This window comes from Myxococcus sp. RHSTA-1-4 (genome assembly GCF_020037125.1).
In the GTDB taxonomy this organism is placed as follows: Bacteria; Myxococcota; Myxococcia; order Myxococcales; family Myxococcaceae; genus Myxococcus.
On the sequence record NZ_JAIQDG010000001.1, the window covers coordinates 768,987 to 783,096 of the forward strand.

Here is a 14,110-nt window from a genome sequence, read left to right on the forward strand (position 1 = left end):
GGTTCCGTCCGATAAACCCCGTGGGAATCCCCGGAGCCCTGTCCGCCCCGGGAGCCCCCCTGGAGTTCCCCCATGTCGCGCATTGATGGTGGCAACCGCTCGTCCTCCCCCAAGGGCCCGGTGCCGGAGCGTTCCGGAGCGGAGCGGCCGGACTCCGCCCCCGCCGCCAGGGGTGCGCGAAAGGACGCGGGCGCGAAGGACCTCCAGAGCCACCGCGCGGTGCAGCCGTTCCAGGGCCGCAGCGACTTCGAGCCGGACCGCCGCCCCACCCCACGCTCCATGCCCGCCGTGACGCAGCCCGCTGTCTCCGCGGAGCTCGCCGGGGCCGACGCGGAGCTGGCCTTGCTCTCCGAATTCCCCGACCAGGCCGACGCCCAGGGAGGCCTCGCCTCCGCCATGCTCCACGCGCACGCGGACGAGCCCGCGTCGCAGGCCCACATCGTCGAGCGGCTGAAGCAGGACGGCCGGCTGGAGGCCCTCTTCGGCGAGGTCTTCCGCGAGGGCAACCCGTACGTCGAGCAGCCGCACCGCAACGCCGTCGTCCGTGCGCTCGGCACCGCCCTGGAGCGGGGCGCGGTCACGAGCGAGGACCTGCGCGCCTTCACGCGCGGTGCCTATGCGCGCGAGTGGCGGCAGATTGGCTCCGAGCTGTCGTCTCCCGCGAGCGCCGCTCCGCGGAAGCCGTAGAGCACATCTGTCCCGTGACTCCCCTCGGTGAGCGAGGGCTCATCGCATCTCTCTTCGCGCTTGCTCCATGCACGCTTCCCGCAGACGCAGCTCAGCTATGGGCAGAAGACCGCCGGCGTCGTCCCGGCCCGCCGGGGTGCGGCGCGCGCAGGGGCCCGGCCGAGCAAGGCTCCGCCCTCCTCCCCAGCGCGGGAGCAACGGGAAGACACGTCCCGCCCGCCGCTCCCCGTAGCCGGCCCGGGCTCCCTGGGAGGTCCCGCCCGGGCTGCGAGGACAGGACGCCCTGATTGCGAGGCGAGCGGCTCTCCATCGAGCGCCACGCACAGCGCCACCGACGCGCGCCAGCGGTAGCTTCCCATCCGGGCCCACGTCGCCGGACGTGGCTGTTGACGATGTAGACGAATTGCCCCGCCGCCACCTCGCCGGTGGACGGCTTCGAGTGCGTCAGATGTTGGCGCGCCGGGCCAACGCGCTGCGCACCGACTGGGAGATGACCTTCGCGTCGGAGGAGAGCTCCTCGGGCAGCCAGTAGTAGAGGACCTTCCCGTTCGTCTCCACCTTCGAGCGCAGGAAGGTGAGCCCGCCCGTCTCGGCGCGCTCGGGACTCTTCGGCAGGCAGCGCCGGCACAGGCACGGGAGCTTCGGGTGCTCCTCGTGGGCGGTGAGGTTGGTGGGGCCGCCTCCGAGGTCCGCGCCTCCCGCGGCCTGGAGCATCAACTCCGCGTCCGCCGCCGACAGGGCTCGCGGCGTCTGGAGGGACATGCCCAGGGCGCCCTTCGCGGCCTGGATGCCCTTGCCGGACTCGAAACGAATCCTGGGGATGAGCGCCGTGATGTCGGTGATGGGGACGCGGTTGGGCCGGGCGCGCCAGCCCTCGTCATCGGATTTGAGCCCTTCGAGCACCGCCACCAGCCACAGCGCCTCGTTGGGCGGACGCACGGTGACGAGGAAGAGGCGCCCGCCCGTGGCCAGCGGCTCCAGGTGCTTGCTGTTGCTGCGATAGCGGTCCATCGGAAGCACGTCGCCGGGCTTCTTGCCGGCGGCTTCCTTCTCGAACACCGCCTTGCTGATGATGGCCAGCATGTCGGGCATGTCATGGAGTGTACCAGCGGGCGTAGAGTCCTCGGCAATGCCCGACCTGGACCCGGCCACGGTGCGGTTGCTCGATGAGGATGTCGCGGTACGGCGCGAGGCGGCGGGCAACGTCGATGCCTCCACGCTCCCGGGGCGCCATGCCCTGCGGCAGGCCCTGCTCACCGACGAGGACGCCGAGGTCCGCGCCATCGCGGCCCAGCGGCTCGGCGGGTCGCGGGACTCGCGCTTCATCCCCGCGCTGCTCGACGCGCTGGCCGACCCGATGCCCCTGGTGCGGGACCGGGCCTGGCGCGGGCTGGCACGGCTGGGCGCGCAGGCGCTGCTGCCCGTGGCGGTGCGCGCGGTGCGCGAGGAGCCCGTGTGGTGGGTTCGCCGGGCGGTGGTGCGCGCGTCGGCTTCCGTCGCGGGGAGCGGCGCACTGGACGTGTTGCTCGCGGCGCTGGAGGACCCGTTCTGGCGCGTGCGCCATGCGGCGGTGCAGGCGCTGGTGTGGATTGGCACGGGGAATCCTCCCGTCCAGCAGCGTGTGAGGCAGGCGGCGGAGCGCGCGACGCATGGGCCTGTGCGCTCCGCCGTGGAATGGCTCGAAACCGCGTGGAGTGCCACGGCCGCGTTGGGACGCGATGAGGCCGCGGCGAGTCTGGGCACAGCGCCGCTCGCGGCGCCTCCCGAGTCGCGTGCAATGGGCGCCCCGCCCGGAACAAGCACGCTGCCACTCGCGGAGCCTCCCGAGTCCCTCGGCAATGAAGACCCGGCGGTGACGACGGCCCGGCTGGAGGCCACGCCCGCCTCGGCCCTCTCCGCGCGCGAGCTGGTGGAGTGGCTGGGCGACCCGCACGAGCCCCTGCGAGTCCTCGCGCGCCGGCGCCTCCGTGAGCGGAAGGACCCGGAGGCCCTGCTGCTCGCGATGCGCTGGCTCGACGAACCTCGCGTGCCCCATGCGGCGGAGGAGGCTCGCGCGCTGCTCGAACGCATCGACGTGGAGGACATCGACCTCGCATCCCGTGTCCTCGCCGCGCCGCCTCGCCCGGGCGCGGTGGCCTGGGCCTCCCGCGTGGCCGTGCGCAGAGGACATCCCGAGCTGCTGGAGCGCGTCCGCCTCCTCCTGCGCCATCCGGAGCCCGCCCTCCGGCGCGCGGCGCTCTCCGGCCTCGTCTACGACCCGGACAGCCTCGATGACGTCCTCGCCACGCTCGAAGACCCGGACGAGACGGTGCGCGCGGAGGTCATCGCCGCGTGGGAGCGCAGGCCCCCCGCTCCTTCCACCGCCGAGGCCTTCGCCCTGGCGCTGGTGGCGTTCGCGCCTCGTGCCTCCTCCACCCGCGAGCGGCGCGCCGTCGCGGTGGCAGCCATGTTCCTGGAGGAGCCGGAGCTGCTCCTCCGCGCGTCACACGACGAGGACCCCGCCGTGCGCGCGGTGGCCCTGCGGGCCCTGGCTTCGCTCGACCTGCTCACGGAGTCAGAGCGCCAGGAGGCCGCGGCGCACGAGGACCCGTGGATCCGCTCGGCCGTGCTCGACCTGGAGTCCGCGCGGCGTGCCTGCACGGAGGACCCGGACGCTTCGCTGCGCCGGATGGCGCTGGAGCTGCTGATTGCCCGAAGCCGCCAAAGTGATGGCACCGCGCCCTCCTCCAGCGAGGCACCTTCCACCGAAACACAGCAAGCCGCACTCGCCACCTCGCGCTCACCCGACGCGTGGATGCGCGCCCGCGCCGCCGAGCTGCTCACCCCCACCCAGGGCCGCGAGTCGCTGCGCGCCCTGCTGCGCCTCTCACTCGACTCCACGCCCATGGTCCGCGCCGCCGCGGCCTCCATGCTGGAGCCCTGCGCCACGCTCCACTCACTCCTCGACGACCTCCTCCACGGCCCCGAGCCAGAGCGAGACGAGGACCTGCGCACCTCCGCCTGGACGTGGCGCCTGCGCCTCGCGGACGCCTCCGCCTTCGAGCAGCTCCGCACCGCCCTCCTCGGCAACACCGAGCCCGAGCGCGTCGTCTCCCACCTGGAGGCCCTCACGCTCGTCTTCCCGGACGCGCTCCTCGCCTCCGTCCCCGAGCTCGCACGGCGCATGCCCTCGCGCTCCGCCCGGCAGAGCAGCGCCCCGCCTCCGCGCCCCACCCCGCCCCCGCGCGCCTCCTCGCGCCCCCTGGGCCGCACCGGCCTCGAGGTCTCTCCCCTCGTCCTCTCCGGCGCGCACCTCACCTCGCCCCAGCCCTTCTTCGAGGCGCACGAGGCCGGCCTCAACACCTTCTTCTGGGAGCCGCGCTACACCGCGCTCACCCAGTTCCTGCGCAGCGGCCGGAACCTTCGCGAGGGGCTCGTCATCGTCGCCGGCACCTACCACTCCGGCGCCGCCGCCCTCCGCCGCGACGTGGACTCCGCGCTGCGCCGGCTGCGCACCTCGTGGCTCGACGTCTTCCTCCTCTTCTGGGTCCGCTCCCCCGAGCGCCTCAACGCCGAGGACTTCGCCGCCCTGGAGCAGCTCCGCGCCGAGGGCAAGGTCCGCGCGTTCGGCTTCTCCACCCACCTGCGCGACGTCGCCCGCGACGCCATCCTCCAGCGCCCGTGGCCCGTGGTGATGACCCGCCACAGCGCCGCGCACCCGGGCGCGGAGGCCGCGTTCCTCCCCGAGGCCGCCGCCCGGGGCACCGGAGTGCTCACCTTCACCGCCACCTGCTACGGCCGCCTCCTCCAGCCCGCCCCCGGCGCCCCACCGGACGCGCCGCTGCCCTCCGCCGTGGACTGCTACCGCTACTCCCTCTCCCAGCCCGGCGTCAGCGCGTCCCTCACCGCCCCGCGCAGCCGCCGCGAGCTGCTCCAGAACCTGGACGTGCTCTCCCGCCCGGACATGGAGCCGGACGCCCTGCCCGCCATGCGCTCCCACGGTGAGCGCGTGCGCGCCCGGAGCCGCCAGCTCGACGCGCTCGTCCGCCGCGCCCCGGGCGGCCCGCGTGACGCCCTGCTCGCCCTCCTGGAAGAGGAGGACGGGCCTCCCGACGCGGGCGACCTTCCCTCCATATAAAGGATGTGGTGAGCTTCACCCCGCTCCTGGGGTCGCGTGCAGCCAGCCTTCCGTCCGCGATGTCACGTCGCGGCTGCCTGTGACACCCATTGAAGGACGAATCGGTGCGAGGTCCGCCTGGCGGGCTTCCCCGACCTCGCCCGCCTCTGCAGTGCAGGTGGCGGCGGCCCCAGGAGCACGCAGTCCCTCCGCGGTTGGGAGCATGGAATGGACCTCGTTGGCCTCCTCCTCGAGCTGAAGCCCCTGACGGCCGACCCCGAGGCGAACTTCGACCGCGTCGTCGAGCTGCTCCAGCGCCACCAGGGCCTGGCCGAGTACGAGGTGGCGCGCTTCTACGTGAGCCGCTCCTGGCTGGAGCCCGTCGCCCGCCGGCTCAAGAGCGTGGACCCGCGCGAGCGGCTCCAGGCCGTGCGCCTCATCCCCCTGCTCTTCGCGCGCGCCAGCGCCGCCGGGCAGCTCCGCCACCGCGTGAAGGACCCGGACGCGCGCGTGGCCGCCGCCGCCCGCGCCGCCGTGCGCCGGCTGGGCCTGGCCGACGTCTCCCCGCCCGACACCCGCGCCGACCCGCCCCGCTTCCCCAGCCCCACCGCCGTGGGCGGCTGGAACCCCACCGGCTGGAACTTCGGCCTCTACCCCTCCATGCGCGCGCCGGTGAAGCGCAAGCCCGCCACCACCGGGCCCCTGCCCGAGCTGAAGACTCGCGCGGACGTGGCGAAGCTGGTGGGCGTGAAGGTGCCGGAGCTGGACGCGCTGATGCGCCCGGGCTCCGAGGCCGGCTCCGGCTACGTGGAGTTCGACGTGCCCAAGCGCACCGGGGGCGTGCGCCGCCTCTGCGCCCCGCGCGCGAAGCTCAAGGCCGTCCAGCGCGCCATCCTCGAGAACATCCTCGCGCACCTGCCCACGCACCCCGCCGTGCACGGCTTCGTCGCCGGGCGCTCCACCGTGACGAACGCGACGCCGCACGTGGGCTCCACCGTGGTGGTGCGCGTGGACCTGGAGGACTTCTTCCCCACGGTGCACTACCGGCGCGTGAAGGGCCTCTTCGAGGCGCACGGCTATGGCGACGAGGTCTCCTCCGTGCTCGCCGGCCTCACCACGTGGCGGCCCCGGCTGCCGGACGGCACGGTGGCGTGGCCCGGTGTGCTGCCTCAGGGCGCGCCCACGTCGCCCGCCATCGCCAACCTCGTCTGCCGCCGCATGGACGCGCGCCTCACCGCGCTGGCGAAGAAGGCGGGTGCGAAGTACACGCGCTACGCGGACGACCTGTCCTTCTCCTTCCAAAAGCCGCCCGAGCGAATGGGCCGCTTCCTCTGGTGGGTCAACGCCATCCTCCAGCAGGAGGGCTTCGCGGAGAACGGGGCCAAGCGCCGCGTCATGCGCCAGGGTGGCCGCCAGCGGGTGACGGGCCTCACCGTCAACCAGCAGGTCTCCATCCCCCGCGAGGAGCGCCGCCGCTTCAAGGCCATCCTCGCCAACTGCCGCCAGCACGGCGTGGAGTCGCAGGCGCGCGGGCGGCCGGACTTCGCCCAGTGGCTGCAAGGCTATGCCGCCTACGTGCGCATGGTGCACCCGGAGCTGGGGGAGCGCTGGCAGCGCGAGGTGAAGGAGCTGCTCGCCCGATGAGCACCTACGAATCGCTGCTCGCGCGCATCGCCGCCGAGCCCGCCAACGACGAGCCGCGGCTGGTCTGCGCGGACTTCCTGCGCGCCACCGACGACGCCCGCGCCGACCTCATCCAGGCGCAAATCGCGCTGACCGGGCGCCTGGACCCGGCGCGCCGCAGGGACTTCCAACGGCGCGTGGCGGCGCTGCTGGAAGCGCATGGCCGCCGGTGGCGGAAGCCGCTGGAGGACGCCCGCGCCACGGACACTCGCTTCACCCGGGGCTTCGTCGAGGAGGCGAGGCTGTCCGAAGCGCACCTGGCGGGGCACGGCGAGGCGCTGTTCTCACGCGAGCCGCTGCACCGGCTGCACGTGGAGACGCAGAGTGGCAAGGGACTGGCGCTCGCCGCCGGGCAGCCCTGGTTCGAGCAGGTCCGCTACCTCCGCCTGGAGGGCAGCGGCGTGGAGGCCGCGGCGAGGGCGCTGGCCTCCGCGGCTCACGTCTCGAAGCTCTCGGGGCTGGCGCTGGCGGGCGCCGATGACGGGGCCCTCCAGGCGCTGGCGGAGAGCCCGGCGCTGACGGGGCTGCGCTCCCTGAGCGTCTCCGGCAGCGAGCTGTCGGACGACACCGCCGCGGCGCTCGCGAAGGGGAAGCTGGCGCTGGAGCGCCTCTACCTCTCCGGCACGGGCCTGTCCGACGAGGGCGCCCAGGCGCTGGCCCGCGGCAAGGGGCTCGCCACGCTCCAGTTGCTGGCCCTCAACCGCAACGCGCTCTCCGACGAGGGCGCCCAGGCGCTCGCGGGCAGCAAGACGCTCCTCCAGCTGGAGCGGCTGGAGCTGTCCCGGAACGAGCTGAGTGAAGAAGGCGCGCTCGCCTTCCGCTCCGCCAAGGCGCTGCCGAAGCTGCGCCGCCTGGAGCTGCTGGACATGGGCCTGGACCGGCGCGAGCTGGAGCCGGTGCGCAAGCGGCTCGGCGCGGGACTGAGGCTCTGACGGCCCCGCGCCCGCCCTCGCGTCAGGGCAGCGTCACGGGGCCATGCGTGGTGCGGTGTCCCGGCAGGCCCAGGCCCAGTGTGCCGTGGAGGTTGGAGCCCCAGCTCATCACCGTGCCGTCCCACAGCATGGCCACGGAGAAGTCAGCGCCGGCCGACACGAACCTCGCGGACGACAGGCCATTCACGAGCACGGGGGAGTACCGGATGGAGCTCTCGCCGTTGCCGAGCTGGCCATGCGAGTTGCGTCCCCAGGACCAGAGGCGTCCGTCCTCCGTCACGGCGAACGAGTGCCGGGCCCCCGCGCCAATGGAAGACACCCCCGCCGGGCTCGCCAGGGCTTCCGGCAGCAGGCGCGGCTTCGCGCTGCCGCTACCGTGCTGGCCGTGGCTGTTGTCGCCCCACGTCCACACCCGGCCGTCGCCCGTCCGCGCCAGCGAGTGGTACGCGCCCGCGTGCACCTCCAGCACCCCGGTGAGTCCCACCACCGGCACCGGCGACAGGCGCGCGGTGGTGCTGCCATCCCCGAGCTGCGCGTAGGCGTTGTGGCCCCAGGCCGCCAGGGCGCCACCCGCCAGCAGCGCCAGCGAGTGGTGGTCGCCCCCCGCCACCGCCGTCACGTCCTCGAGGCCCGACACCTGCACCGGCTCGAGGCGCTGCTCCGCGGTGCCGTCTCCGAGCTGACCGAAGGCGTTGTACCCCCAGGCCCACACCGTGCCGTCCTCGCGCACCGCCAGCGAGTGGTAGCTGCCGGCGGCGATGGCCCTCACGTGCGTCAGCCCCACCACCTGCACCGGCACCGTCCGCGAGGACGTGGTGCCGTCCCCGAGCTGGCCGAAGCCGTTGCCACCCCACGCCCACACCGTGCCGTCCGAGCGCCGCGCCAGCGAGTGGTACACACCCGACGCCACCTGCGTCACCCCCGTCAGTCCAGGCACCGCGGCGGGCGCCGCCCGGCTCTGAGTGGTGCCGTCCCCGAGCTGGCCGGAGGCGTTGTTGCCCCAGGCGTGCACGGTGCCGTCCGCCAGCAGCACCAGCGCGTGCTGGTGCCACGCGCGCACCGCGAGCACGGGCGGGCGGACCTTGGGCCCCTGCACCTTCACCTCCACCGGCTCCAGGCGCGGGCCCGAGGCCACCTCCCCGAGCTGCCCGTACTCATGACTGCCCCAGCTCAGGACGCCGCCGTCTCGCAGCAGCGCGAGGGAGTGCTGCTCCCCGGCCGCCACCGCCACGGCTCCCACGAGGTCCGGCACCTGCCTGGGCACCATCACCGCCGTGCAGGTGCCATTGCCGAGCTGCCCCAGGCTGTTGTCGCCCCAGGCCCACACCGTGCCGTCCCCAAGCACCGCCAGCGAGTGGTGCGCACCCGCGGACACGGCGCCGACGTTCTCCAGCGCCAGGATGCGCTTGGGCAGGCTCTGCGAGGCGTTGGTGCCATCGCCGAGCTGGCCGGACGGATTCGCGCCCCACGCCCACGCCGTGCCGTCCGAGCGGACCGCCAGCGAGAAGGCCCGCCCCGCGGCCACGGACGTCACGCCCTCCAGGCCCTGCACCCGCACCGGCGTGGGGCTGGAGGTGGTGGTGCCGTCGCCGAGCTGGCCGGAGCCATTCGCGCCCCAGGCCCACGGCACGCCATTGCCGTCCACGCCCAGGCCATGCGTCTCACCCAGGGCCACGGCCATCATCCCACTCAGTGACTTGAGCTGCGCCGGCGTGGCGCGGTCCACGGTGGTGCCGTCGCCGAGCTGGCCCTGGGTGTTGGCACCCCAGCTCCAGACGGAGCCGTCCGCGAGCAGCGCCACCGACGAGTCCCCACCCGCGGCCACGGCCACCGCTCCCGACAGGCCCTCCACCCGCACCGGCATGGCCCTCGCGGTGGTGGTGCCATCCCCGAGCTGGCCGCGCTGATTCGCCCCCCAGGCCCACACCGTGCCGTCGCACGCCACCGCCAGCGTGTGTTGCAGGCCGGAGGAGAGGCCACGCACGCAGGGCACGCCTCGCGTCTGGACGGGTGCCGAGCGGTGGATGGTGGAGCCGTCCCCGAGCTGGCCGGACGAATTCTGCCCCCACGCCAGCACCGTCCCATCACCGCGCACCACCAGCGAGTGCGCGCGGCCCGCCGACAGCCGCGCCTCCCGGCCGAAGCCACGCACCGGAACGGGCGTCGCGCTCCAGCTCGCGAAGCCCAGGCCGAGCTGGCCGAAGCGGTTGTAGCCCCAGGCGAGCACCGTCCCGTCCTCCCGCAGCGCGAGCACGTGCAGGTAGCTGGCGCGGACGGCCTTCACGCCCGTCACCGCGGGCACGCCCATGGGCGAGGCGCGGGAGGTGAGTGTGCCGTCACCGAGCTGGCCGTAACCGTTGTAGCCCCAGGCACTCAGGGTGCCGTCGGCCCGCAGCGCCACCGAGTGGGAGCGCCCGCCGCTGATGCCGGCGATACCCTCCAGCGTGGGCACCCGCACCGGACGGAAGCGGTCGGTCCACGTGCCGTCACCGAGCTGGCCGTCGGCATTGTCGCCCCAGGCCCACACCGTGCCGTCCTCGCACGCCACCAGCACGTGCGCGGCGCCCGCGGCCACGGCCACCACGCTCGACAGCTCCGGCACCTGCACCGGCACCAGGCGCTGCACACCGGCGCCGTCGCCGAGCTGCCCCTCGTAGCCCTCGCCCCACGTCCACACCGACCCGTCGTTGCGCAGCGCCACGGAGAAGTTGGTGCCGGCGGCCACCGCCCTCACCTCCGTCAGCCCCGGCACACGCACCGGCGCGAGCCGGTCCACCTTGGTGCCGTCGCCGAGCTGGCCCTGCGCGTTGTAGCCCCAGGCCCACACCGTGCCGTCGGCCCGCAGCGCCAGCAGGTGGCTGCCACCCGCCGCCACGGCCTCCACGTCCGTCAGCCCCGGCACCTGCACCGGCGAGGCGCGGTCGGTCCGCGTGCCGTCGCCGAGCTGGCCGGAGGCGTTGCGCCCCCACGTCCACACCGTCCTGTCGGAGCGCAGCGCGGCGGAGTGGTGGCTGGCCGCGGCGACGGAGAGCACGGAGCCGGGCACCGGCACGCGCACGGCGGAGTGGCGCTCCACGGTGGTGCCGTCGCCGAGCTGCCCGTACGTGTTGCGCCCCCAGGCCCACACCGTCCCGTCCTCGAGCGAGGCCAGCGCGTGGAAGCTGCCCGAGGCGAGTGACTGCACGCCCGCCAGGCGCAGCACCGGCTCCGGGGAGGGATGCCGCTCGGAGCCGCCGTGGCCGAGCTGCCCGAAGGAGCCGCTGCCCCAGGACCAGAGCGTCCCGTCCGCGCGCACCACCACCGCGTGCTGCGCCCCGGCGGCGAGCGCCGTCACCGCGCCCACCCCCTGCACGGCCACCGGCGAGCTGCGCTCCACGGTGGTGCCGTCGCCAAGCTGTCCGGACGTGTTGTAGCCCCAGGCGAGCACGGAGCCCGTGTCGCGCAGCGCCAGCGAGCCGGCGTCCTGGGCGGCCACGGCCTTCACGCCCGTGAGGCCCGGCACCCGCGCCGGGACATTGCGGTCGGCCCGCGTGCCGTCGCCAAGCTGGCCATAGGAGTTGCTCCCCCACGTCCACACCGTGCCGTCCGCGCACAGCGCCACCGTGTGGTAGGTGCCCGCGGCCACCATGGCGACGCCGGTGAGCCCGGGCACCACCACGGGGGACAGGCGCTGGGTGAAGGTGCCGTCGCCGAGCTGGCCGGAGCCGTTGCCGCCCCACGCCCACACCGTGCCGTCCTCACGCACGGCCAGGGAGAAGTCGAAGCCCGCGGCGAGCGCCACCACCTGCGTCAGGCCCGGCACCGGCCCGGGCGTGTCACCGGACTGGGTGTGGCCCCGGCCGAGCTGTCCGTAGGCGTTGCTCCCCCATGCCCACACCGTCCCGTCCGCGCGCAGCGCCAGCGAGTGGAAGTCACCCGCCGCCACCCCCACCACGTCCGTCAGCCCCGCCACCGACTGGGGAATGGCGCGGTCCACGGTGGTGCCGTCACCGAGCTGGCCGTAGGCGTTGCTCCCCCACGTCCACACCGTCCCGTCCGCGCGCAGCGCCAGGGAATGCGAGTCCCCCGCCGCCACTCCCACCACGTCCGTCAGCCCGGGGACCTGCGCCGGCACCAGGTGCTGGTAGGAGGTATCTCCCCTCCCCAGCTGCCCGGCGCCGTTGCCGCCCCAGGCCCACACCGTGCCTCCGGGGGCGACGTAGAGCGAGTGCTGCGCGCCCGCCGCCAGCGTCCGAGGCTCGGCCCGGGGCACCAGGCGCTGCGTCCGCCGTGAGCCGGACGCCAGCGTGCCGTCCGCCGCCACGGGCCCCGGCTCCCGACCGCAACCGGCCACCAGCAGGGCGCCCAGCAGCAACCCCCACAGGGCGCGAGCTCCCGCAGTCATGTCCTTGCGCATCGGTGTTTCTCCTCCGGGTGAGCGAGCACGTCGGACTGGCGGCTCGCGCCATCACACGAGAGGCGGTGCGCCAGTGGCCGTCCGGCGGTCGGGTGTATATGGCGAAATCCCGCTTCCTTGTACCGCGAGAAGGCTTTCGGTGCCCCTCTCTCCGCCACCTGTAACGCGGTTGCAGCCGTGTATCGGACACGCGGAGCTGGCGCCGCTCCGAGTCCCGGGCTCCGCGCCTCCACGCTCCCCCGCGCCCGCGGTCCACACTTCTTCACGCGGATTGCGTTGCGGCGTACAGGGAACGGGTGAGTATTGAAGCGACCATGGAATCCCTGGTGCGCTTCGCCATCTTCGCCCTCGTCTCGGGCCTCATCACGGTGCTCGTCCACGTCTATCTGTACCGGCGCCTCTTCGCGGACACGTCCGAGGACCCGAGGTGGCGGCGCTCGGGCATGTGGGTGATGGGAGCCCTGGCCGTGCCGCTGGTGCTGTCCTGGTCGGTGACGCGCTTCCTGCCGATGGATGCCACCTTCGCCGTGGCCACCGCCATCTGGACGTGGATGGGCGCGGCCACCTACCTGCTCTTCGCCTTCTGGACGCTGGGAGGCGCGCGGTGGGGAGCGGAGTGGATGGCGCGCCGGCGCGAAAATGACCCGGTGCCCGAGGTGCCGCCGGTGCCAGTCGCAGTGGAGGCACCGATGGCGGCGGCGGGAGGCGCGCCACCGGCTTCGTTCGTGGCGGCCCCCTCCGACGGACTGTCGCCCGTGGCCGTCTCCGTCAGGCCGGAGGCACCGGGCCCCGTGGACGTGGAGCGCCGCCGCTTCCTCGCCCGGGCCACCGCGGGCGGCGCGCTGCTGGCGTCAGGCGGGGTGACGGGCTTCGGCATGTGGCGCGCGTTCCACGAGCCGGTGGTGAGCGAGGTGGCGGTGCGGCTGCCCGGGCTGCCCCGTGCGCTGGACGGCTACACCCTCGTCCACCTCAGTGACATCCACGTGGGCCCCGTCATCCGGCGCCGCTTCATGGACGAGCTGGTGGCGCGCTGCGACGCGCTGCGTCCGGACCTGGTGTGCATCACCGGAGACCTGGTGGACGGCCACGTGCCCTCACTGGGCCCCGCGGTGTCCGCGCTCGCCGAATTGAAGGCGCGCCATGGCGTGTACTTCGTCACCGGCAACCACGAGTACTACTGGAACGCGGCGGTGTGGTCGGACGCGCTGGAGCGCATGGGCATCCACGTGCTGCGCAACCGCCACGTGCGCATCGGCGACGCGGCCGCCTCGTTCGACCTGGTGGGCGTGGACGACTGGTCCGCGCGGCGCGGGCCCCAGGGTTATGACCTGGCCGCGGCCACCCTGGGCAGGGACCCGGAGCGGGCCTCCGTGCTGCTTGCCCACCAGCCGTCCAACTGGAGCGTGGCGGCGGAGGCCGGCATGGGACTCCAGCTCTCCGGCCACACGCACGGCGGCCAGTTCTTCCCCTTCACGCTCGCCGTCTCCGCCATCTGGCAGCACGACGCGGGGCATTTCCAGCAGGGCGACCGCCATCTCTATGTCAGCCGGGGAACAGGCTTCTGGGGGCCGCCGCTGCGGGTGGGCTCTCCGCCAGAGATTGTCAAGGTGACGCTGATGGCATGATGTATAGATTGCATCCGTATGGCGAAGGTACCGGCGCAGCGGGAAATCAAACAGGAGCGTGCGGCACGCACACGGGTGGAGATTCTCGAAGCGGCCATCACCCTGTTCTCGCGCCGGGGCTTCCTGGCGACGACGATGGCGGACCTGTCCCGCGCCATCCGGATGACGCCGGGCGCGCTGTACTGGCACTTCCCGACCAAGGAAGACCTGCTGCTGGCTGCGATTGAAGAGCTGCACCAGCGCTGCCTCCGCGAGTTCGAAGAGTCCCTGCCCCAGGTCCGCACGCAGCCGGCCAGCGCGCAGCTCCGGTTCTTCACCGAGCGCGCGCAGACGTTCATCCGCCTCCATCGGGAGTACGGCATCTTCTTCGCGATGCTGGCGACGGAGGCGGCGGAGTCGAACGACCGGGTGGCGGAGGCCATCCGGGAGAAGCTGTCGCTGTACACGAAGGTGCTGGAGGACATCATCCGCTATGGCCAGAAGACGGGTGAGTTCCGCCAGGACGTGGATGCGATGCACATGGCGCATGGCATCTTCGGCGGCTTCATGGGCGTGCTGGTGCACCAGCATCTCTTCCGGGACACGCTGGGCTTCGATGCGCCGATGAGCGCGCTGCAAGCCCTGGTGATGGCAGGCATCCAGCGGCCCCCGTCCGGCTCCGGCGAGTGAAGCCCGGAAAACCCACGGGCGG

Annotated in this window: 8 protein-coding genes; 6 read left to right on the top strand and 2 right to left on the bottom strand. The window is 73.8% G+C overall.

The genetic code is table 11. The features are described from left to right. The first annotated feature begins 72 nt into the window (after nucleotides 1-72). Entirely contained in the window at nucleotides 73-687 is a 615-nt protein-coding gene (locus tag K8638_RS03150; RefSeq protein WP_223752869.1) for a hypothetical protein, read from the top strand. Nucleotides 688-1,131: 444 nt separating this feature from the next. On the opposite strand, the gene K8638_RS03155 is transcribed toward K8638_RS03150, so the two are convergent. Beyond that, complete coding sequence (locus tag K8638_RS03155; RefSeq protein ID WP_223752870.1) at nucleotides 1,132-1,779, bottom strand: hypothetical protein; 648 nt, start codon at nucleotides 1,777-1,779, stop codon at nucleotides 1,132-1,134. A gap of 37 nt (nucleotides 1,780-1,816) precedes the next feature. Between K8638_RS03155 and K8638_RS03160 the strand changes: the two genes are divergently transcribed. The 3 genes from K8638_RS03160 to K8638_RS03170 all read left to right on the top strand — a co-directional run bounded on the left by K8638_RS03160 (nucleotide 1,817) and on the right by K8638_RS03170 (nucleotide 7,398). Further along, nucleotides 1,817-4,804 (top strand): HEAT repeat domain-containing protein, encoded by a 2,988-nt coding sequence (locus tag K8638_RS03160; protein WP_223752871.1) that lies wholly within the window; start codon nucleotides 1,817-1,819, stop codon nucleotides 4,802-4,804. Nucleotides 4,805-5,011: 207 nt separating this feature from the next. After that, nucleotides 5,012-6,427, top strand: coding sequence for a reverse transcriptase family protein (locus tag K8638_RS03165; protein WP_223752872.1), 1,416 nt, complete (start codon nucleotides 5,012-5,014; stop codon nucleotides 6,425-6,427). Further along, nucleotides 6,424-7,398, top strand: a complete 975-nt coding sequence (locus K8638_RS03170; protein WP_223752873.1) for a TIGR02996 domain-containing protein — start codon at nucleotides 6,424-6,426, stop codon at nucleotides 7,396-7,398. The genes K8638_RS03165 and K8638_RS03170 overlap by 4 nt, the downstream gene beginning before the upstream one ends. A 22-nt stretch (nucleotides 7,399-7,420) precedes the next feature. Here the strand turns inward: K8638_RS03170 and K8638_RS03175 are convergent, their stop codons facing one another. Beyond that, nucleotides 7,421-11,794 (bottom strand): chromosome condensation regulator RCC1, encoded by a 4,374-nt coding sequence (locus K8638_RS03175; RefSeq protein WP_223752874.1) that lies wholly within the window; start codon nucleotides 11,792-11,794, stop codon nucleotides 7,421-7,423. Nucleotides 11,795-12,108: 314 nt separating this feature from the next. Between K8638_RS03175 and K8638_RS03180 the strand changes: the two genes are divergently transcribed. Further along, nucleotides 12,109-13,419 (top strand): metallophosphoesterase, encoded by a 1,311-nt coding sequence (locus K8638_RS03180; protein ID WP_223752875.1) that lies wholly within the window; start codon nucleotides 12,109-12,111, stop codon nucleotides 13,417-13,419. A gap of 18 nt (nucleotides 13,420-13,437) precedes the next feature. Then, nucleotides 13,438-14,088: a TetR/AcrR family transcriptional regulator gene (locus K8638_RS03185; protein ID WP_223752876.1), complete on the top strand. Its 651-nt coding sequence runs from the start codon at nucleotides 13,438-13,440 to the stop codon at nucleotides 14,086-14,088. Nucleotides 14,089-14,110: the final 22 nt, after the last annotated feature.

Excerpts from the sequence above, each read along its gene's own strand:
- K8638_RS03175 (WP_223752874.1), bottom strand. The coding sequence starts at position 11,794 with ATGCGCAAGGACATGACTGCGGGAGCTCGCGCCCTGTGGGGGTTGCTG.
- K8638_RS03185 (WP_223752876.1), top strand. The coding sequence starts at position 13,438 with ATGGCGAAGGTACCGGCGCAGCGGGAAATCAAACAGGAGCGTGCGGCA.
- K8638_RS03180 (WP_223752875.1), top strand. The coding sequence starts at position 12,109 with ATGGAATCCCTGGTGCGCTTCGCCATCTTCGCCCTCGTCTCGGGCCTC.
- K8638_RS03155 (WP_223752870.1), bottom strand. The coding sequence starts at position 1,779 with ATGCCCGACATGCTGGCCATCATCAGCAAGGCGGTGTTCGAGAAGGAA.
- K8638_RS03160 (WP_223752871.1), top strand. The coding sequence starts at position 1,817 with ATGCCCGACCTGGACCCGGCCACGGTGCGGTTGCTCGATGAGGATGTC.
- K8638_RS03150 (WP_223752869.1), top strand. The coding sequence starts at position 73 with ATGTCGCGCATTGATGGTGGCAACCGCTCGTCCTCCCCCAAGGGCCCG.
- K8638_RS03170 (WP_223752873.1), top strand. The coding sequence starts at position 6,424 with ATGAGCACCTACGAATCGCTGCTCGCGCGCATCGCCGCCGAGCCCGCC.
- K8638_RS03165 (WP_223752872.1), top strand. The coding sequence starts at position 5,012 with ATGGACCTCGTTGGCCTCCTCCTCGAGCTGAAGCCCCTGACGGCCGAC.